Source organism: Cylindrospermum stagnale PCC 7417 (assembly GCF_000317535.1).
GTDB lineage: Bacteria > Cyanobacteriota > Cyanobacteriia > Cyanobacteriales > Nostocaceae > Cylindrospermum > Cylindrospermum stagnale.
Genome location: NC_019757.1, coordinates 3,378,005 through 3,396,935, shown reverse-complemented (window position 1 = coordinate 3,396,935; position 18,931 = coordinate 3,378,005). Strand labels below are relative to the sequence as shown.

Annotated in this window: 16 protein-coding genes, 23 tRNA genes and 1 pseudogene; 32 read left to right on the top strand and 8 right to left on the bottom strand. The window is 43.4% G+C overall.

Features of this window, described 5'->3' with window-relative positions:
• Window positions 1–69: 69 nt before the first annotated feature.
• Window positions 70–705 (top strand): cytochrome b N-terminal domain-containing protein, encoded by a 636-nt coding sequence (locus CYLST_RS13925; RefSeq protein ID WP_015208356.1) that lies wholly within the window; start codon window positions 70–72, stop codon window positions 703–705.
• Here the strand turns inward: CYLST_RS13925 and CYLST_RS13920 are convergent.
• Window positions 672–2,591, bottom strand: a complete 1,920-nt coding sequence (locus CYLST_RS13920; RefSeq protein ID WP_015208355.1) for a cation:proton antiporter — start codon at window positions 2,589–2,591, stop codon at window positions 672–674. The genes CYLST_RS13925 and CYLST_RS13920 overlap by 34 nt on opposite strands.
• Before the next feature lie 396 nt (window positions 2,592–2,987).
• On the opposite strand from CYLST_RS13920, the gene CYLST_RS13915 reads away from it, so the two are divergent.
• A tRNA-Glu gene (locus CYLST_RS13915) sits at window positions 2,988–3,060 on the top strand.
• A 102-nt stretch (window positions 3,061–3,162) separates the two neighbouring features.
• Here CYLST_RS13915 and CYLST_RS13910 read toward each other — a convergent pair.
• Together CYLST_RS13910 and CYLST_RS13905 are read right to left on the bottom strand one after the other, a co-directional pair.
• The gene (locus CYLST_RS13910; protein WP_015208354.1) at window positions 3,163–3,756 is read right to left on the bottom strand and encodes an SRPBCC family protein; all 594 of its coding nucleotides are present in this window, start codon (window positions 3,754–3,756) and stop codon (window positions 3,163–3,165) included.
• A 2-nt stretch (window positions 3,757–3,758) separates the two neighbouring features.
• Window positions 3,759–5,780 carry a sensor histidine kinase gene (locus tag CYLST_RS13905; protein ID WP_041233653.1) on the bottom strand — a complete coding sequence of 674 codons (2,022 nt, stop codon included), beginning with the start codon at window positions 5,778–5,780 and terminating at the stop codon, window positions 3,759–3,761.
• A gap of 795 nt (window positions 5,781–6,575) precedes the next feature.
• On the opposite strand from CYLST_RS13905, the pseudogene CYLST_RS13895 reads away from it, so the two are divergent.
• Together CYLST_RS13895 and CYLST_RS36780 are read left to right on the top strand one after the other, a co-directional pair.
• A pseudogene (locus tag CYLST_RS13895) lies at window positions 6,576–6,971 on the top strand (RpnC/YadD family protein); the annotation flags it as partial.
• Window positions 6,945–7,085: a DUF4351 domain-containing protein gene (locus CYLST_RS36780; RefSeq protein WP_425389084.1), complete on the top strand. Its 141-nt coding sequence runs from the start codon at window positions 6,945–6,947 to the stop codon at window positions 7,083–7,085. The pseudogene CYLST_RS13895 and the gene CYLST_RS36780, both read left to right, overlap by 27 nt.
• A 131-nt stretch (window positions 7,086–7,216) precedes the next feature.
• Here the strand turns inward: CYLST_RS36780 and CYLST_RS32310 are convergent, their stop codons facing one another.
• Window positions 7,217–8,092 carry a PD-(D/E)XK nuclease domain-containing protein gene (locus tag CYLST_RS32310; RefSeq protein ID WP_015208351.1) on the bottom strand — a complete coding sequence of 292 codons (876 nt, stop codon included), beginning with the start codon at window positions 8,090–8,092 and terminating at the stop codon, window positions 7,217–7,219.
• 211 nt (window positions 8,093–8,303) lie between these two features.
• Entirely contained in the window at window positions 8,304–8,639 is a 336-nt protein-coding gene (locus CYLST_RS13885; RefSeq protein WP_015208350.1) for a ribbon-helix-helix domain-containing protein, read from the bottom strand.
• 400 nt (window positions 8,640–9,039) lie between these two features.
• Between CYLST_RS13885 and CYLST_RS13880 the strand changes: the two genes are divergently transcribed.
• Window positions 9,040–9,573, top strand: a complete 534-nt coding sequence (locus CYLST_RS13880; RefSeq protein ID WP_015208348.1) for an HNH endonuclease — start codon at window positions 9,040–9,042, stop codon at window positions 9,571–9,573.
• A 16-nt stretch (window positions 9,574–9,589) separates the two neighbouring features.
• On the top strand, window positions 9,590–9,982 hold the full coding sequence (locus tag CYLST_RS13875; protein ID WP_015208347.1) for an alr0857 family protein: 393 nt from the start codon (window positions 9,590–9,592) through the stop codon (window positions 9,980–9,982).
• A gap of 33 nt (window positions 9,983–10,015) precedes the next feature.
• On the opposite strand, the gene CYLST_RS13870 is transcribed toward CYLST_RS13875, so the two are convergent.
• Window positions 10,016–10,879, bottom strand: coding sequence for a polysaccharide deacetylase family protein (locus CYLST_RS13870; protein ID WP_015208346.1), 864 nt, complete (start codon window positions 10,877–10,879; stop codon window positions 10,016–10,018).
• Window positions 10,880–11,021: 142 nt separating this feature from the next.
• On the opposite strand from CYLST_RS13870, the gene CYLST_RS33385 reads away from it, so the two are divergent.
• The 26 genes from CYLST_RS33385 to CYLST_RS13765 all read left to right on the top strand — a co-directional run bounded on the left by CYLST_RS33385 (window position 11,022) and on the right by CYLST_RS13765 (window position 16,490).
• Window positions 11,022–11,258, top strand: a complete 237-nt coding sequence (locus CYLST_RS33385) for a hypothetical protein (RefSeq protein ID WP_015208345.1) — start codon at window positions 11,022–11,024, stop codon at window positions 11,256–11,258.
• Between the two features lie 118 nt (window positions 11,259–11,376).
• Window positions 11,377–11,472 (top strand) — tRNA-Asp (locus CYLST_RS13865).
• Between the two features lie 142 nt (window positions 11,473–11,614).
• Window positions 11,615–11,689 (top strand) — tRNA-Cys (locus tag CYLST_RS13860).
• Between the two features lie 9 nt (window positions 11,690–11,698).
• Window positions 11,699–11,772, top strand: a tRNA-Met gene (locus CYLST_RS13855).
• Between the two features lie 107 nt (window positions 11,773–11,879).
• A tRNA-Glu gene (locus tag CYLST_RS13850) sits at window positions 11,880–11,952 on the top strand.
• A gap of 7 nt (window positions 11,953–11,959) precedes the next feature.
• Window positions 11,960–12,040, top strand: a tRNA-Tyr gene (locus CYLST_RS34520).
• Window positions 12,041–12,044: 4 nt separating this feature from the next.
• Window positions 12,045–12,133, top strand: a tRNA-Ser gene (locus tag CYLST_RS13845).
• 6 nt (window positions 12,134–12,139) lie between these two features.
• Window positions 12,140–12,214, top strand: a tRNA-Phe gene (locus CYLST_RS13840).
• Window positions 12,215–12,220: 6 nt separating this feature from the next.
• Window positions 12,221–12,296: transfer RNA gene (locus tag CYLST_RS13835), tRNA-Asn, on the top strand.
• A 5-nt stretch (window positions 12,297–12,301) separates the two neighbouring features.
• A tRNA-Gln gene (locus CYLST_RS34515) sits at window positions 12,302–12,378 on the top strand.
• A gap of 5 nt (window positions 12,379–12,383) precedes the next feature.
• Window positions 12,384–12,459: transfer RNA gene (locus CYLST_RS13830), tRNA-Gln, on the top strand.
• 16 nt (window positions 12,460–12,475) lie between these two features.
• Window positions 12,476–12,553, top strand: a tRNA-Leu gene (locus tag CYLST_RS13825).
• 6 nt (window positions 12,554–12,559) lie between these two features.
• A tRNA-Leu gene (locus CYLST_RS13820) sits at window positions 12,560–12,635 on the top strand.
• Window positions 12,636–12,639: 4 nt separating this feature from the next.
• A tRNA-Pro gene (locus tag CYLST_RS13815) sits at window positions 12,640–12,712 on the top strand.
• 4 nt (window positions 12,713–12,716) lie between these two features.
• Window positions 12,717–12,791: transfer RNA gene (locus CYLST_RS13810), tRNA-Leu, on the top strand.
• A gap of 95 nt (window positions 12,792–12,886) precedes the next feature.
• Window positions 12,887–12,959, top strand: a tRNA-Thr gene (locus CYLST_RS13805).
• A 7-nt stretch (window positions 12,960–12,966) separates the two neighbouring features.
• Window positions 12,967–13,037: transfer RNA gene (locus CYLST_RS13800), tRNA-Gly, on the top strand.
• Between the two features lie 59 nt (window positions 13,038–13,096).
• A tRNA-Arg gene (locus CYLST_RS13795) sits at window positions 13,097–13,169 on the top strand.
• Window positions 13,170–13,174: 5 nt separating this feature from the next.
• Window positions 13,175–13,251: transfer RNA gene (locus CYLST_RS13790), tRNA-Ala, on the top strand.
• 5 nt (window positions 13,252–13,256) lie between these two features.
• Window positions 13,257–13,330 (top strand) — tRNA-Ala (locus CYLST_RS13785).
• Between the two features lie 160 nt (window positions 13,331–13,490).
• Window positions 13,491–13,564 (top strand) — tRNA-His (locus CYLST_RS34510).
• 7 nt (window positions 13,565–13,571) lie between these two features.
• Window positions 13,572–13,654, top strand: a tRNA-OTHER gene (locus tag CYLST_RS34505).
• Between the two features lie 94 nt (window positions 13,655–13,748).
• Window positions 13,749–13,820: transfer RNA gene (locus CYLST_RS13780), tRNA-Lys, on the top strand.
• 190 nt (window positions 13,821–14,010) lie between these two features.
• The gene (locus CYLST_RS13775; RefSeq protein ID WP_015208344.1) at window positions 14,011–15,318 is read left to right on the top strand and encodes an amino acid permease; all 1,308 of its coding nucleotides are present in this window, start codon (window positions 14,011–14,013) and stop codon (window positions 15,316–15,318) included.
• A 44-nt stretch (window positions 15,319–15,362) separates the two neighbouring features.
• Window positions 15,363–15,908, top strand: coding sequence for an RNA 2'-phosphotransferase (locus CYLST_RS13770; protein WP_015208343.1), 546 nt, complete (start codon window positions 15,363–15,365; stop codon window positions 15,906–15,908).
• A gap of 309 nt (window positions 15,909–16,217) precedes the next feature.
• A complete protein-coding gene (locus CYLST_RS13765; protein ID WP_041233649.1) occupies window positions 16,218–16,490 on the top strand; it encodes a GlsB/YeaQ/YmgE family stress response membrane protein in 273 nt (90 codons plus the stop codon).
• Window positions 16,491–17,137: 647 nt separating this feature from the next.
• Here the strand turns inward: CYLST_RS13765 and CYLST_RS13760 are convergent.
• Both CYLST_RS13760 and CYLST_RS13755 read right to left on the bottom strand, forming a co-directional pair.
• The gene (locus CYLST_RS13760) at window positions 17,138–17,905 is read right to left on the bottom strand and encodes a ChaB family protein (protein ID WP_015208341.1); all 768 of its coding nucleotides are present in this window, start codon (window positions 17,903–17,905) and stop codon (window positions 17,138–17,140) included.
• A gap of 101 nt (window positions 17,906–18,006) precedes the next feature.
• Window positions 18,007–18,546: a Dps family protein gene (locus tag CYLST_RS13755; RefSeq protein ID WP_015208340.1), complete on the bottom strand. Its 540-nt coding sequence runs from the start codon at window positions 18,544–18,546 to the stop codon at window positions 18,007–18,009.
• Window positions 18,547–18,931 lie beyond the last annotated feature (385 nt).

The window sequence follows — 18,931 nt, the reverse complement described above, 5'->3', positions numbered from 1 at the left end:
AAAATTTAATATTTATTAGCTAAAATTGTCATATAAATACAAAATTAGTTAAGGAAAGAGGGGTCAGCCATGCAAACCACCCAATTTGATCGGATTTTGCGGCGACTGGCGACGATATTATCTGTCGTGATTCTTACCTTGTGCCTGATTTATACCTCTACTGGCGTAATGCTTTCTTTTTACTATGCACCAACAGCCGGCGGAGCTTATCAGTCATTGAAAATGATTAATACACAAGTGCCTTACGGCTGGTTATTTCACAGAGCGCATGATCTTGCTGGTCATGCCGTAATTGTGATAGCTCTAATTGATATCGTGGTGATGTTTTTAGGTCGGCAATTTCGTCAAAGCTGGCTGACAGCTTGGATTAGTGGAATTTTATTTACCCTAAGTGCGATCGCCTTAAATTGGACAGCGATGATTCTCGGCTGGGATCAAGAAGGATACTGGCGTTTTAACATTGAGTTAAGAAATATCGAAGCCATTCCTTTCATTGGTAGCCAACTGCGAGACATCCTCACTGGTGGTGGAGCTATTAGCACCGTAACTGTGCAGCATCTCTACGCCATACACAGTTACATTATTTCCGTTGCTGCCATCATTCTAGCGGTGATGCATTTATCTGCTTTGTTATGGCAAGAGAAAGAAATGGCTAGTCCAGGCGAAGTAATTCAACTGGCAGAAGCCTCACTAGCAGAAAGTTGAGACAATTTAGCTAGGGGGACTTCTTCCACTTCTGCTAAGGTTTCCAAAGAAAGGGGAGTAGACTGACTAGCACCAGATAGGCGTTTTAACAGGTTCGGTCGGGAATCATATAACAAGTAGATAATGCGATCGCCAATTTCCCATTCTTGGCCGACTTGCATGATCTGTAGGCTTTTTTCCCGTTCTACCAACAGCGGCACCAATACGCCACTCCGCATTTTTTCCTGTATATGCTCCTGTTGAAGGGAAAATTCCCCCTCATTCAGGGTCGTTGTCCCCAACTTCACCCGCCCATCATTCAAATACTCAATCCAGGTCTTAATCGCTAAATCTGAGACAAAAGCTTGGCTAACTTTATTATTAGCAGAGTTATTCGCCTGCCCTTCACGGGGGAAAACTGCTAAGACGCGGGGCGGATTAAATTCCTCAGCGGCTCGTTGCGCCAAAACAAAATTCACCTCACCGTTACTGGTCATCGCCAAAAAAGTTCCTAGAGAGGCAATTCCCGCCTCTTCCAAAACCTCAGCATCCAGCGCACTGCTAGCAATTACCCGGAAATTTTGGGCTTCAGCCTGGGCTAAACTTTCCGGGTCAGTATCAATCATGACAACATCCTCTCCCCGCTCTTGAAAAAATCGGGCAATCAACAGACTCAAGGGATTACAACCCACAATCACCGCTCCAGTTGCATCTTTAGAAGTGATTTTCAGCCACTTAGCAATCTGTCCAGCTGTTAGTCCTTGACAGACAACTGTCATGATAATTGTCAAAAACACCAAAGCTTTGATCGCATCACCACCGTTAACACCCCGTTGTGTCAGAGAAATCGCAAATAAAGAAGCAATGGAAGCAGAGACAATTCCCCTCGGCGCAACCCAGCTTAAAAATAGCTTCTGTCGCCAATTGAGAGCACTGTTCCAGGTACACAAAAGAATGTTAATAGGGCGAACAACTAGCATCAATACCAAAACTGTGTATAAACTGCCCCAACCTAAGGCAAACACACTGGCAATGGATAGGTCAGCTGCGAGCAAAATGAATAGTACAGAAACGCTGAGAATTGTCAGCTGACCTTTAAAGCTCCGCAACAAGCGTTCTTCTGGCACCGAAGAATTGGCAAATACAGCCCCAGCGATGACTGTCGTCATTACTCCCGATTCACTGCGGATCGCTTGGGCTAAGGTAAACAGACCCCACAGCACTGCTAACACCACCAGGTTTTTGAGTTCAAAAGACAGAAAATTGGCGCGTTTGAAAATCAAGCTCATTAGGTAACCGCCAGCGCCACCAATTGCCCCGCCAACACCCAAACGCATGAGTAAACCGATGATGGCTTTGATCGGGTCAGCATCACCATTCAAAATCGTGTCTAGGACAACGAAGGCGAGGATAGCTCCCACTGGGTCGATTAAAACCCCTTCCCCTTCCAAAAGCGTCGCTACCTGTCGATCTACGTTGATTTGTTTGAGCAGGGGGCCGACAACCGTTGGTCCGGTGACCACAACAATCGAAGCGTAGAGAAAAGCGATGTTCCAGGGAAATTCACCCAGCCAGTGAGCTGCCATACTACCGCCCAGTAGTGTGATCAGCGTGCCTAAGGTGACGAGCAATTGCAAACTGACTGAAACTCTGCCTAACTCTCGCAAATCCAAGTTGAGTCCACCTTCAAACAAGATGATCGCCGTTGCTAGGGCGACAATCACTTCCAGTCCTGTGCCTAGCAAGTGCGGGTGCAATAGCCCAATGCCGTCTGAGCCAAGCAGGATGCCCAACATGAGTAACAAGACGATGCTGGGTACTTTTAGGTATGCAGCCAGTACCTGGGCGCTAATGCCTGCAACGACAGTAACCACCATCTGTAGGGTGATTTCAAATGATGCTTCCATGTTGTAGATTTTGAGTGATTGATTTCAAAATCTTTTGTAAAGAGTAATAAATCTTAGCTCTACAGGGTACGACAGTACATCTCTTGTCCCTTACTGAATTTTGAGGTTTTCTCATACTGGGTTTTTATAATACCTACTTATTAGCTGGTTGGCGATCAAGTAGGGACAGTTGGGCGTGCTCTTTTAGTATCACAGAAAAAATCCCACTACCCAGCAAACCGCCCTCAAGGGATGTTCTTCCATGAACGATGTTCTTTGTCTCTCTGATGTTCCAGTCAGATGCGGGGGCCTTCTTGGGCAAAAATTAGAGATATAGGCAGCCACCAAAACTTTTTTTGTAAAAGCTGTTGACATCTGCTGAAAAATCAGTTAATTTATAAAAGGTTTGAGACAGATGCCCCCATCGTCTAGAGGCCTAGGACACCTCCCTTTCACGGAGGTAACGGGGATTCGAATTCCCCTGGGGGTACTTTAAAAAAGTCAGAAGAAAGTGTAATTCTATTCTTCGCAACTAAGTAAACCACCCCACTAATTTAGGTTTTGGGAATAGCTTACCTAGTTTGTAAGTTCGTTAACTAGTTAATGACTCTACGCGCTGGCGAATCGCTAGCAGGTTTAACCGCAGATCATTGCTGAGGCGATTTTCGAGGATTGATATTGGCATAGTGAGCTTAGGCCAAACTTGGATTGTGTAGCAGAGATTTGTGCCTTGGGCTGCACCGAGGGAATAAGGCTCTAAGCACCATTTGCCAGAAAAGCCTTTGAAATCTCCCTCTACCATCTGGAAATTAATTTCTTTGGGGAATAATTCTTCAAGATCCAAAACTACACGCGCACAAAACTTGAAATTGAGTAAGCGCTGGGAGCCTATTTGCTCAAGTCTAATACCACCCTGGGGATGTGCTAACAGACGACTTTGGGCTAGGTTAGGGATGAAATCAGCTAAGGATTCATAATCTGTGAGAATCTGCCAGATTTTTTCCACTGGTTGAAGAATTTGCAGCCTAGCCGTGATTTGTCGCTGTCGATCTGAGATTTTCTCAACTTGGATAGCTACATCAGCTGGTACAGTAGCTGCGTTAGCACTCAAAGTTTTTTCTGGGTTGTTGTCTTCACTAGGGGCGTTGCAATCAAGTCCCTCAATAGTGTTGTGTTGTTTAGTCACTTTCAGTTGGGTGGTTTGCTGGCGTCAGAAAATTGTGGCAGAGTTAGGGTAAAGCCAATTTCGCTTAAGTGAGAATCCTTGAGGGGAATACTCTCAAGTGCGATCGCTCCATTCAAATGCTGCACTAGAGACTTGACTAAAGCAAGTCCCAAGCCCGTCCCTGGAATCCAGCGACCTTTACCACGACGGAACTTGTCAAAGATATAGGTTGCTTCTTCTTCAGAAATGCCACGTCCGATATTAGTCACTTTAATAATAACCTGATCAATTTGTTGATCAACTCGGTGAGCAACTTGCAAGTGGACGATGGTGTCATGCTCCGAGTATTTACAGACATTAGTTAATAACTCTTTGAGGATGCGGTCAAAACTCTCTAGTTCAGTTTGGAGTTTTAACGGCTTATTTGGTAAATCTACAGCGATGGTTAATCCTTTATCTATCAGATTTTTGCTAACAGAAGCTGCTAAATCCTGAATTTTGAGATTTACATCGATGGTTTCTAAGTATGGAGTTCCTTGATGAGACTCCAACTTCTGGAGCGTCAACAAGTCATTAATCAAGTTAATTTCTTTGGTACACTCTACCTCTAAAATATCTAGGTATTTAACCTGACGCTCTGGAGCAATTCCTGGCAGACGCAAGTTCCGGATTGACATCAGCATATTTGTCAGAGGGTAACGCAAGCGATCGCTCATATTGCTCAAAAATTCATCTTTGAGCTCGTTTAGTTCCTGCAATTGCTCAACGTATTGCCTTGTTCTTTCGTACAATTTGGCCTGCACTTCCAAACTACGCTTAAGTTGCTCTGTGCGCTCATCTACCAAAGTCTGGATTTGCCGCAGTGTCTGTGACTGAATTATGGCATTGCTCACTTGAGCACAGACCATTTCCACAAGATTTAATTCTGCTGGTTGCCAACGGCGAGCAACGGCTTGTTGGAGCACTAAAAAGCCTAAAACTTTGCCTTGGCTCTCTAATGGCATTAACAATACCGCAGGCAGTTCCTCAATAGCAAACAATGGCCCAGCTGTCCAGCTATCCTTTTGCTCTGTGTAGTCATCAATGACTACTGGTTTCCCTGATTCCGTGAATACACGCTGGCATAAACTACACTCTGAAAGCCAGTAGGACTGATCCAAATTATCTGTTTGATTGCTGCCGGACATGGGTGTGACCTGATTCCATTCCCCAATGACAGTAGCTTTTGCTTTAGGAATTTGTTTTTTAGATTGAGCCCTAAACAGGGGGTCTGTATATTTTAAAAGGATGAGCAAACCCCGATCTGCCTGTAGCGATTCGGCAGTGGAGGCAATAACTAACTGGAGCATTTGATTCAACTCCAAGTTGCTACGACTCAGTATAGTTAATTGCTTGATTAAGCTTTGATACTGGTTGCTCTTTTGTAAATACTGATGTTGAGAGGCAATCAACTGTGATTGTGCCACTTGAGAAAAAGCGATCGCACAAGATGACTCTACCGCTTTGAGCAATTGCTTTTCTGATTCACTCCAATCATAGGGTTGGAATTTTATCAGGCTAATTACGCCATTATTATTGCCACTAAATCGAGTCGGAATTGCTAACACCGCTTTGATTGGTAGTGGCAAATGTTGACACCCAATTACCAGACTTTTTTGAATGCTCGAAATGTCTTCAATAGTCAATGTTTCGGCAGCACAATTTACCACGGGCAAGTTCATCAACAATTGTTCCATTGAGAACATTTCGTCTGAGTGCGGCAATCCTAAATACTTGTCAGCACACCAATTAGCAGCAGTCGCTTCACCAGAAACCTCACCTGTCACTGTAACCAAGCAGCAGCAGTCCACTTGAAAGGCTACTCCAAGCAAGTGAGCAATTTCTTGCAACATCAAAGAAGACACCGAAGTTTTGGCGATGATTTGGTTAATCTTTTGTGCCAAAGTATGGGCAGTTTCTTCCTGATGCTGCATTAGATTGACTGGGTATACTTGTCGTTCAAAGTCATCTGAGCACTGTGGCGGTGATGATAAACGCTTTTTCATTCCTAGCATGCTTTTGGATTTGGATAATGATCCCATTTTTTTACCCAACCTCTTGGTATTTCTTTTACCGTTAGTTGTGTTGCTACACCCAATAAATTACTACTTTTTTATGAAGGGTCTTTTCACCTGTTATAGTTCCTTTCTATTTCAGATGAACAAGTTATTTAGTATAATAAACAATTTTCTACATAGGCGAGAAAATATCTAAAGTATAATAAAATTTCCCACACATAAATGCCTAACAGATATTATTTTTGGCATTGATGTTTTGAGTTAATTTACTATCTTTGACCTAGAATATCCTGTCTCTAACTCTTCTTAAACCGTAATTTCTCTGGAATTGCAGCCAGAGCACCGTTAATTATCTCCGCGTTAACACTGGTATGCCTATGTCAATACGTAATATTTTTTTCACTAACCTTGGCTTGAGATCGCCACTTTTCTATCTCCAGAGAAGGAAGAAAACATTTGGCGACTGTATCAAGGATTGGAAACAGGGGTCAAAAATTTGGATAATTTTTTTAGTGATCATCGACTTTAGGCTACGCTATCGCTATCTGAAGTTCATCCCCAAAAGCCGGAAACAACTGATTTTTCTAGATGCATAAGATTATAAATTTGTACAGTATGTAAGTCATAATAATTTTAAATAACTAGGAACTATGCATTGACAGAAATAATAAAGGGCGATCGCAGCCAGAGCAACGGCGTATAAGGGTAAAATCTATGAGTGAGAGCTAAACTGCTGTACCCCCAAATCACATCAGCCGTTCAAGATTAATCTGGATAAAAACTGTGGGTTATGACAACGTATGTCAAACTTTAGCAGAAACATATCCCAAGGATTTTGCTCGGTGGTTGCTAACCGTCGAACCTAGAGAAATCCAAGTATTAAAAGCTGAATTAAGCATCGAACCAATTCGTGCAGATTCTGTTACATTTCTTCAAACAGAGAATCGGATTTTACATTTAGAATTTCAAACTCGCACCACCTCAAAACCTCCACTCCCTTTAAGGATGTTGGATTATTCTGTGAGGCTGACACGCAAATATAAGGTTCCCGTAACTCAAGTAGTGATTTTCTTACAGGAGACAGACGACCAAATCGCTTTTACTGAAGAATATGTGAATGAGACAACTACTCACCGTTATCGAGTTATACGGTTGTGGGAACAAGATTCAACAATATTTCCTAACATAAAAATATTATCTGCTAATAAATTAGAAAATTTGGGAGAAGCATTATTTGATTTTTCTCATGTGCATGATTTAGAAGTTTGGTTAAGTCAAGAAGAAAATATTTAACTTGTATTAGGGACTTCCAATTAAAAAAATGTCCAATCGGTAGGGACACAGCATTGCTGTGTCCCTACAAGTCTATGATTACTGGATAATTTAATTTTTGGTATTCCCTTAACGAATGTAGGAAGGCATATTTAGGCTTCGTGCATTATGCCTGGACGCGATACCACAACTGCATCCACTACTCCCGAAATCAGTCTGAGTCCATTGATTAGCATATCATGTTGTTCTATACGACGAGAGTCGTCCCAGATAAAAACTATGATATTGCTGTATCTTGAATCCTCAACAAGGTAAAGACTTGCATCAGCTGCAATTTGCTCAATCATGCTTTGAGGGGTATCAGTTGCTCGCATGAATTTCGCTTCAACGATTGTCTTCAGCGAAGGTAAGCCAAGGTCAAGACGCGGATGTGCTTGTCCAACAGGGAGTGTAGATTCTTCGTCTGTGACGTCAGGAAAAGTTGGAGTGAGCAGAAAACAGAGTAAGTTTTGTACATGATATTCGTTATCAATATGCCACTTTCGAGCATCTCCTCCTCTTGTGCGCGATTTTTGTTCCCAAGTCCAACGACGTAGTCCAGCAGGTACGCGACGTAATAAATTACAAAGTTCATCAATTCTGGAGATTTTTTGAGAAGCAACGGGGAAAGTTAATAATTCATTTTCAAGACTTGCTTGTATACCTTTTAAAATTGAAACGCCTTGGTAAACATCTATAGGAACACAGCCTAAATTATCAAACTTGGTAACTTGATCTTGATGAGGGCTTTCTTTAGAAATGATTTTGTTTAGAAAAGAGAGACATTGAATTTTCCAAATATCGCACTTTTGAGAATCAACATATTCTATATCTGGTGTTTTGGTAGGCTCACCTAATCCGTACAAACTTCGTCTGTTATCTACAAATTTACCTGGACTAACTTTGCGATTTTCATAAATGCTGTCTCCTTCAGTGATTAGCCTCTTTAGTTGAGCAAGATACGAATTTGAAGAATCTAAGTTTGTCATGAAAATATTCTCTCAGTTAACTTTTTAGCATTTGACATATCTCACAGATAACTTTGAGCAAGGTGCTGCTTTTGCTCAGAAAGTGATTATATTGTCATGCAAACGCATTACTATGTGGTTAAAAATACAGAATGCTGCAAAATTTTCGAGATGTCATGCACAAATGCATCTGACCCCCGCGATGGAAACACGGGGGCTTTAGAATATAAAACTACAGAGCTAAACTCTCGACACTTAGGGGCACCATATCGCCATTCCTCGTCAATCCTAATAACATCGGTTGCTGTGGTTGAATTAGTTGTCCTGTTAGTACACAGCGTTCCTCTTGCTGGGCTGTAGCTGCGATACTCGCTCGAATATCGGAACGCGAAAATCGAGGTTTCCACTCGCCTGATTTTTGCTGGACATAATTCCAGAGGATATCGCGAATGAGCGCTTGATATCCCTGATTGCCGGCTATTTCTTTGAGTTTATCTTTGAGTTCCCGTTCCAAGCGAATGCTGGTGACTTCCATATCGGTAGTTGGGGTGCGAGTAATTGTATGCATGATTTTTTCTCCTTAAAGGTATAGACAGGATAGTAATACAAGTGTAGTATGTTTAAAGGAATATTCAATAGGTGAAATTTTCTGTGAAATCCGCTTACCCCATCTCTACTTCTTTGTCTGCAACCAACTGCCAATTCAGTTGGGAATCAGCGGCTATGGGAGTGGAGTATTTATTTATAGGTAGCGGCGGACGAGATCACAGGCAGAACACAGAGAGTCATTATGATTTTAGATATATCAGCATTAATGGGCTGAATGCCAAACCACAACTAGACAAAAGAAGCGGGGGGTACAGGAAAAGAAACACTGTACCAATATAAGACCAGAGAACTTTCGGTCTATTTCTAACCCCCGCTTCTACTAAATAAGAAGCGGGGGTTTCTTTATAAGGAGTGAAGCTGTGACGAGCGCAATGCAAGTGTTAAAGCAATCTGTGGTGGTGTTTTCGCAAAATTACTTGCCACTGTGTCGGGTCAATATCAAGCGGGCGATTGTGCTGTTAGTAACAGATAAGGCAGAAGCGCTGGATTTGCCAGCAGAAAGCGGTTGGCAAGTTCACTCACCCAGCTTGGTAGTTTTTGTGCCAAAACACATCCGCTTGAAAATCGCTTCTACCGAGCGGATGTGGAAAGTTCCCCCTGTCAATCGGCGGGAAGTGTTGCGGCGAGACCATCACAGTTGCCAATATTGCGGTAGCAACAAACGGTTAACACTAGATCATGTGCAGCCGCGATCTAAAGGCGGCCCGCACACCTGGGATAACGTAGTCACGGCTTGTGAAAGATGTAACTCCCGTAAAGGCGATCGCACTCCCGCTGAAGCTGGTATGCAACTAAGTACCAAACCGAAAGCTCCACTTCACCCGGCGATTTCTTTTGCCGTGCGCGAAAGCGCCACACAGTTTTGGAATGATGTGCAAGCAAACCTGGAGTAACAGGAGAGCATAAGGAATGCTGAAATTAACTTACACCGAAGGGAGCTTTTATTTAGAGTGTCTCACTCATTCGCTGGAAGAATGGGTGGCACAGCGAGTGATTTTGGCACTGCGAGTCGGGCAAAGTGTCTGCATTGAACCCAGCACTGCTTCCTTTTTGCTTCCTGTTGATTTACCAGGAGTAGAAACACTTAAGGTTGGGGTGAAGCGAGATGACAGTGAAATCATGGCACTGTCCACCTGCGATGCTGAATATATGGAAGTCACTCTGCAAGGTTCTTGGTTATCAGAGACGAATGAGGGTGCTGTGGGTGTGTTCGTCACTACTTTGAGCGATCGCACCGAGTTCTTTCTGCACAAACTTTGGCGGGAGGCGCAAGAAAGCAGTGCTTCTGTAATGAGTGAATAATCGGACTATTGGGTTAGGTGTGCAGCCTACCCATTAGTTTTCCATGGATAGTAGTTGGGGAACTGTGACAAATCGATAGCCTTGCTGTTTGAGTCCACTGATCATTTCTGGCAATGCTTTTACCGTTCTATAGCGATCGCCACCGCCATCGTGCATTAACACAATAGCACCTGGTTTTGCGCCTTTGAGGACATTATTCACAAATGCCTGTGGTTTCGCATGCGGATCTGTATCGGCTGAAGTCAAAGACCACATAACTACAGATTGTTTCTGGCTTTTGGCATAAGCGGCTAATCCGTTGTTTAAAAAGCCGCCAGGAGGACGAAACAAAGATGTTTTTACGCCTGTAGTTTTGTAGATCAGTTGAGCCGTGCGCTCAATTTCACTCTTCGCTGTGGCTTCATCCATCTTTCGATACCAATGATGCCAAGTATGGTTGCCAATGGCATGACCCTCAGCTACAACTCGTTTAGCAATTTCTGGATGTGCTTCTAAGGCACTCCCTACCCAAAAAAATGTCGCCTTAACGTCATTTTGTTTGAGTATATCCAACATTTCTAAGGTTGTTTTCGGCCAAGGTCCATCATCAATAGTCAGGGCGATCACTTTATCGCTATTGCTGGGTTGTACTTGATAAACGGTTTTTCCCTGAAATTTACCTGGGACGCTAAAAGCGAGGTTTTCTACTTTGGCTACTGGCTGTGATTGAGGGTTAACTTGGTTTGTTGCCGGATTTTCGGGAATAGATACCGAATTGAGTTCGCTTTTAGGCTGTTTTTTTAAGGGCGAGCCTGGGGCAATACTACAAGCGGTTACAAAAAAGGCGATCGCGACAACACCAAGAATCTTTTGTCGCTGAAGGTGGTTGTCTGTCAAATCAGGTTTCCAAAGACTCACATAATCATAAGCTGTAGTTTGACTTTTGCGAGAGATTATCAGGTTAAAAGCTAAGTACAGAAGCAGTTTTAGACAATTTCCGATAATTTGATTTTTTTTCTCTCAAACCCCTTGACACTTTTGTAGTATTTATGTAGTATATATGTATGAAGCGGAAAACAAAGCTTCTCAAGAGTCAAAAGTCATGTTCTACACGGTAAGAAAGGAAAAACGTTGGCATCAACCAAATTCCCCACCCACTAAAACCCCTCACACTTCCAAACCATCTGAAGTAGAGGCAATGAACAAGAAAAGTTCTAAGTTTGCCAAGATAAAAACCACAGAGTACATCCGTAATACACGACAAGTTTATTACCTTGATCGTCGGTTGTTTTTCTAAATGATTTCTCAAAGTTAAAAGTAAATCTTCCGAACCTTGAAAACTGAATAAGAAATGGGCAAATTCACCAAACATCTGTGCCCAAATCCCTAAAACTTTAGGCACAGATATCAAACATGGGGGTATAGCTCAATTGGTTAGAGCAATCGCCTGTCGAGCGAAAGGTTGCGAGTATGCCTACGGCACGCTACGCGAACAATTCTCGTTACTCCCGTGATAGTCCTGTCGGCAAAGAGTAAAGCCGTCAATCAATTTTGGATTTTGGATATTCTTTTAATCTAAAACCCAAAATCTAAAATCCGGTTAGCCTCTCAAGCTGAAGATTGCGAGTGCAAATCTCGTCAGGACTACCAAATGGCTGAGTAGCCAAGTGGTCGAAGGCATTAGTCTGCAAAACTAATTGTTCGTGGGTTCAAATCCCACCTCAGCCTTGGTGATAACGCAGCGTAGCTTAATGCAAAGCACCAGGCTCATAACCTGGGTGATGTGGGTGCAAATCCCACCGCTGCCACCAAATGCAGGGATAGTGTAACGGCAACATCACGGTCTCCAAAACCGTTAGTTTTAGATACCCTACGGGAAGCCGCTCCGCGTCTACAAATCCTAGTCCCTGCGTTATTTGGCCCCATCGTCTAGCGGTCAAGGACAACCAGCTTTCGATTGGTTAACACGGGTTCGATTCCCGTTGGGGCTATGGTTCTGGGTTGGCTCGCCTAATGGTGTAGGCAGCACTCTGTAAAAGTGTCCTTTATTGGTTGTAGGTTCAATTCCTACCCAACCCACTGTGGAGAGGTGGCTGAGTGGCTCAAAGCGTCCTCCTGCTAAGAGGAAACGGGTTTTAACATCCGTCGCAGGTTCAAATCCTGTCCTCTCCGTTTTATCCCCCGGTAGCTCAGTTGGTAGTTAGCGCCTGTTTGAAGAACAGGAGGTCGTCAGTTCAATTCTGACCTGGGGGACTTCATTGCCTCATAGCTCAATTGGTAGAGCAAGCAGCTGTTAACTGCGCGGTTGTAGGTTCAAATCCTACTGAGGCAGCCATTTATTGCCGGATGGACGATTAGGTAAGTCGCTGTCGCTCTGAACGATAGAGAGGTTGGTTCAACCCCAACTCCGGCATCCATTTATTGCTCTGTGGTGTAATTGGCAACATCTCCCGCTTTGAACGGGAAGATTCCTGGTTCAAACCCAGGCAGGGCAGCCAATTTCAATTTATATATGCTCCTGTAGCCCAATTGGTACGAGGCGACTGATTCAAAATCAGTAGGTTGTGAGTTCGAGTCTCACCAGGAGTACCAAAACTTGCTCCTGTAGCCCAATTGGCATGAGGCGGCCGTCTTAAACACGGTTTATGTGTGGGTTCGACTCCCACCAGGAGTATCAACGGGGTGTAGCGCAGATGGCAGCGCGCCTGCTTTGGGAGCAGGATGTCACAGGTTCGATCCCTGTCACTCCGACTTTGCCCCTGTAGCCCAATTGGCACGAGGCGCTTCGCTTAGAACGAAGAGGTTACTGGTTCAAGTCCAGTCAGGGGTATTTGGTGATATGCGGGGATGAAGCAAGAGTGGCTTGAAGGTCTCATAAGCCTTACATCGGCAGGTGCAACTCCTGCCCCCGTCACCAAAATTATTGCTGGTGTAGCTCAATTGGCAGAGCAACTGATTTGTAATCAGTAGGTTGCAGATTCAACTTCTGTCACCAGCTTCAAAATGCGAGTGTAGTGTAACGGCAGCATGTGAGGCTTCCAACCTCTTGGTACGAGTTCAAATCTCGTCATTCGCTTGTTTAGTCCTGTAGCTCAAGGGGAAGAGCGAACAAATCCTGTAAGGACTACCAAATATGGGAGTGTAGCTCAATGAATAGAGCCTCGAGTTTCTACCTCGATGGTTGTAGGTTTGAATCCTACCACTCTCGCTTATGGGTCTGTAGCTTAATTGGCAAAGCATCTAACTGGCAGTTAGAAAGATATCGGTTCAAGTCCGATCAGTATCCACCAAATATGGGGTCATAGCTCAAATGGCTAGAGCGCCTGCCTTGCAAGCAGGAGGTTATGGGTTCAATTCCCATTGATTCCACTGTGGTGTCAATACGGTTCGGATAAGATCCCCCCGCCTGCGGCGACCCCTTAAAAAGGGGGTAAAGGAGCCTTAAAAGCCCCCCTGTTTAAGGGGAGCCAGCGCGGTCTTGGGGGGAGCTTCGATAGATTCAAACGTTAACCGAACCATAGTGACTGTGGTGTTTGAGGCCAAAGTGGTCGCGGCGCTGGTTTGTGGAACCAGTTATAGCGGGTTCAAGTCCCGTCAGACACCCCTGAATGGAAGATGCCGCTGAATGGACGGCAACTGGTCTTGAAAACCAGGGTATAGGCAACTGTAGGGGTTCGATTCCTCCATCTTCCTTTTATGCACTGGAGGCGGGATAGCGACGCACACAGCCGATAACTGTGTTGTAGAAGGGGCAGTACCTTCCCAGTGTATTTACTGTTTAATTAATGGGTGGTTAGCAAAGCGGCTATGCAGTGGACTTTTAATCCGCACTAGAGAGGTTCGACTCCTCTATCACCCACTATCTACTAAAAACGGGAGCGATCGCCACTAATTTTCGAGATGAGAAAGTGGCATCTATCATAGCGTAATTTGCCGCTAGAACTAGCTTGTAGCTGAAAAATTCAGTAAATCGAGGAAGTTTGTTATACTTAGTTATATAAGTTAATATTGTGTCCTCACTTTGGGCACGTGTTTTGGCACCAACATCTATGAAGACTGTTCTCAAATCAGATCAAAACGAAGTAACTCGCTTATTTTCTCACCTGGAATTTGATGGAAACCAGCTAAATCATCAACCAGGCAGTGTATTAGGGAGTACGGCACTGATTGCGGGAACCACTGTTGGGGCTGGTATTCTTGCCTTACCTGCGGTGACTCTACCGTCTGGTGTGCTGCCATCTACCGCCCTGCTGATTGCTGTTTGGCTTTACGCTTTAGTTTCAGGTTTGTTGATTGCAGAAGTGACTTTGAACGCGATGCGTCTGGAAGGACGTCCGAGTGTAGGTTTGTTGGTAGTTGTTGAGAAGACGCTGGGTAAGCTGGGAGCAAGAATTGCCGGTGGTGCATATCTATTTATGCACTATGCCTTGTTAGTGGCATACATCACCCAAGGTGGAGATATTCTAATATCTGCGATCGCTAAAATCTTGGGTATGGAGAACGTTTTACCTACATGGGTGGGAACAACGACTTTCACGCTGTTGTTTGGCGGCATTATGTATCTTGGGCGAGAAAGGTTTATTCAAAAGTTAAACAGCGCCTTTGTTGCCATTGTCATTGTTTCCTTCTTAGGACTATTGTTACTGGGAGGAGGGCAAGTTAAGAGCGCCCAAATCTTATTTCAAGACTGGACTGCTTTGGGTAGTGCCGTTTCTGTGATGTGTGTAGCGTTGTTCTACCAAAATGTTGTGCCGGTGGTTGTGACTCAACTGGAAGGAGATGTTCACAAGATTCGTCAGTCTATCGTCATTGGTTCCCTGATTCCCTTAATTATGTTCTTGGCATGGAATGCTGTGATTTTGGGAAGCGTTAGTCCCGATATGCTAAAGCTGGCATCAGTTGGTGCAACTGTTTTTGACCCTTTGCAAGTTCTGCGAACGGGTGGTGCAGGAGAATTGTTAGGCGTGTTAGTCTCAATTTTCTCAGAATTTGCGATCGCTACATCCTTCATTGGATTTGTTTATGGGTTACTAGATTTCTTCAAAGATATCTCCCTACTTACACAAGGTGGACTTTCTCGTCTACCCCTCTATTCACTGATTTTGTTCCCACCAATGAGTCTGGGAACGCTCAATCCCAGCATCTTTTTTACTGCTCTAGATTACACGGGAACTTTAAGTATCTCTATTTTAGGTGGGATTATTCCAGCATTGATGAGTTGGAAGCAACGTCAAGCACAAGAACTCACCAATGGGATAAATCAACCACTGGTTCCTGGTGGTAAAGTGACACTAATTGTGGTGATTGCAATTGCCTTAGGTCTGATAACGAGGCAAATTATGACAATGTACAAATAAGTTTTTGTCGGCTGGGTATTGTCCACCAAAACACCCAAAACAAAATGACTAATTCTCGCATAGTTAAAGTCAGCAAATATCTAAGTAAATATCTGCGACACGCACCGGATGCAATTGGAATCAAACTTGCTCCTGGTGGTTGGGTTGATGTTGATGAACTACTTACTGCTTGTGCTAAAAACAAGTTTCCGGTCACGCGTCAGGAATTACAGATAGTAGTTGAGTTCAACGATAAACAACGCTTTTCTTTTGACTCTACAGGTACTCTAATTCGAGCTAATCAAGGACACAGTGTAGAGATTGATTTACAGTTAGAACCTGCTGTGCCTCCAGATATACTTTATCATGGTACAGGACGTAAATCTGTAGAGTCAATTCTCCAAACGGGACTTGACAAAATGTCGCGGCATCATGTCCATTTGTCACGGGATATTGCTACAGCAAAAACTGTAGGTGCCAGGCATGGACAACCCATTGTTTTTACTGTGTTTACTGGGGCAATGCATCAGGCTGGTTATGTATTTTACTGTTCTGATAATGATGTTTGGTTAGTGGATCATGTGCCGCCTGAGTATTTACAAAAAAGTTGAGTTTTCAGCAAAATTTAATGAGAATTCCAACACCATCGAATAGTAACCTATGCCAGCATAAAGTAAGTTTTTCTGCCTAAATTTAGCTATTAATAAATTTGTAGCATTAATGTTCTTAGTGGCGCTTTAGCGAAAGCAGCACTACTAAAAGCCTAAATTTCAGCGCTCACATATCGTCTGCGGAGGAGTCAAAAGTCAAATTGGGCACGTAATTTTATGATTTGTTGATTAACTATCACTTAGGGTAGAAGGACAAATCAACTAAAATCACTAATCTAGTTAATATGATTTTTGATAGGTTAAATTATGCTGAATCTTATTGCTTGGATAATTCTGGGTCTGATCGCTGGAGCTATCGCTAAAGCTATTTACCCTGGTCGTCAGGGCGGCGGAATTTTGTCAACCATGATTTTAGGTATTATCGGTGCAATCATCGGGGGAATTATAGTTACTCTCTTAGAAACGGGAAGACTACAATTCGCAGCTGCAACTCTCAGTATTCCTGGAATAATTGTTGCCATCATTGGTGCAATTATTGCGATTTTTCTCTGGGGCTTATTTACTGGGCGTACAACTTATTGAGCCGATACAAAAAAAACCATGGTTAGAGCAAAATTATTAGAAACTAACCTTTTCCCATCTTTAGCCCAAATAAATACTCCACTGCCTAAAAGGTAGTGGAGTAATAAGTATTAAATCCTCTAATTAAAATCTCTCGTAAACTTGGTAGATGCATCAACTTTTAGAAAAGACCTTGCCTTTTGCTAACTTTGGTTTAACCTGATTTTTTCTGCTTATATTGTCTCTAATTACTTTAGATATTTATTAAGCAGTCAGGTTAGGCTAAGTTAAGAGGATGTTTGAAAAGTATCAAAATTGATCGAGATCCCCCCAACCCCCCTTTCCAAGGGGGGCAATAAACTCTTAAAGTCCCCCTTGGAAAGGGGAGCCAGCGCGCAGAACTGTCTTGTCTCCACGCCACATGCTTCTCCCAAGGGGAGACGCTGCGCGAACAAGTCGGCGGAGCCGCCCAACGCAGTGGCTCCCCATGAGCGACTGGCGTGGATTTAGGGGGATCTACGAGTGTTATATTTATCACAAACAACTTTTCAAACATCCTCTAAGAGTGATGCAATGAGTTAGCTGTAATGGGTAATGAGTTTTATCCCTTTACCCATGACTGTTAACCAACGACGCTGGAAATATACCAATTATTGATCTGTCGTTGCTTAAACACTCACCTTAGCTTTTGACCAAACACCGTTCTCATCTTCATCAAATTGTTGGCGAACTGCATCCCAGGCGGATTGTTCAGCGGTAAACTCGTCGCTAGTCTCATTGAGTACTTTGTTATAGCGCTCAATGAATGTGCGTTGAGCTTCTTCAGAAAGGTGAGCGCGAACTTCAGGAGACAAATCCGCTGGGCTGTTGCATGGCCCAGTACAAGGACGAGCTAATGTGTTCTCAGTTGTGTGAATTTCTTCAGCACCAGCACTTTCGAGTAGCAGTTGAAATTCACCAGTGCGATCGCTCGGTATTTCTGCCAACAATAAGAACTCACCAGCTTGTAAGCGCGTTTGGTAGATAGCGGCTTTATCTTCTGGCATCCCCAAAGTAGTCAGAACTGATACTAAACCAGCACCTGCACTACCTGCGATCGCACCACTAGCTGCCCCCAGCAACACAGCACCAATCGGGCCCGCTGCCACAATTGGTCCGACAAAGGGAATGAACAATACGCCTACACCAGACAGCAAACTGAGGAATGAACCAAACAAGGAACCAAAAATCGCCCCTGTTCTCAAACCTCCCAGAATTACATCCCTCTTGGTAATGAAGCCTGCAATTCGAGTTTCCGACTGGAAATTTCTGCCCATCACCGAGATATGATCTCTAGGCACACCCCTGTCTAGTAAACGCCGAATTACATCATCAATTTGCTTCTGATCTTTAAATACCGCTGATATGGTACGTTCAGCTTTATAGACTTCTGGCACTTGCATACTCCTTGTATCTTGTCTTGGCGGTGGAGAAAGAGGCAGATGCAGATAGAATGCTTTTCACATACTGCCATCCTCAACTCAGGCATTATTTTGAACTACACACCTACGGGGGTTTTAGCTTCTTCTGTCGGCCGTTTTTGATCAGGTTCCAGTGCCTGTCCTTCAATAAACGAGCGCAGCATCCAAGCTATTTCTTCATGTTCTTCCATTAGTCCAGTCAAAAAGTCAGCAGTCCCTTGATCATGGAACTCCTCACTACACTGATCCACATGCTCCCTTAAATTGCGAACAACTTGCTCGTGGTCTTCCACCAGTCGAGCCACCATCCCTGTAGCTGTAGGGATTTCACCAGCATGTTCCTTGAGGGTAGCAATATTCAGAAATCCCTCCATTGTGCCAACAGGGAAACCACCTAAAGCGCGAGTTCGCTCTGCCAATGCATCAATGTTTTCAGTCAATTTTTCGTAGTGTTCTTCCCAAAGCTCGTGCAGAGTGCGGAACTGTGGACCGACAACATCCCAATGGTATTTTTTGGTTTTTACTAACAGTACATAGGCATCTGATAAATCTTGATTCAACAGATTAATCACACCTTGACGTTGTTCTTCTGTCAGACCAATATTTACTCTAGTCATTGTTTTTTATCCCTAAACGCACTTACTTATAAGTTCCCAGATTATTGGTATCATCCACATCAACCCAAGGAAAGATAATAAAGATTATATTGATGAACATGATGATACTTATGCTTATGTCTTGGTGAATATTTAATACGGGAATTTTAAATTTAATTGAACAGTTAGCTGAATCAATAGTAATATTAATTGTGATGAATAGAGAGAGATTTAGGAGAATATTTATTGTTATTTTGATACTTGCCGCAGAGCAATATTCCTATTTATTAAAGCTTCTACAACAGCAAATTTGTTTTTTAAATAACTGCTGATATATATTATTTTTATTTTGCTAAACAAGAGATTTAATCTCGGAATGAGGTAAATCACCGTGTTTAAAATACTC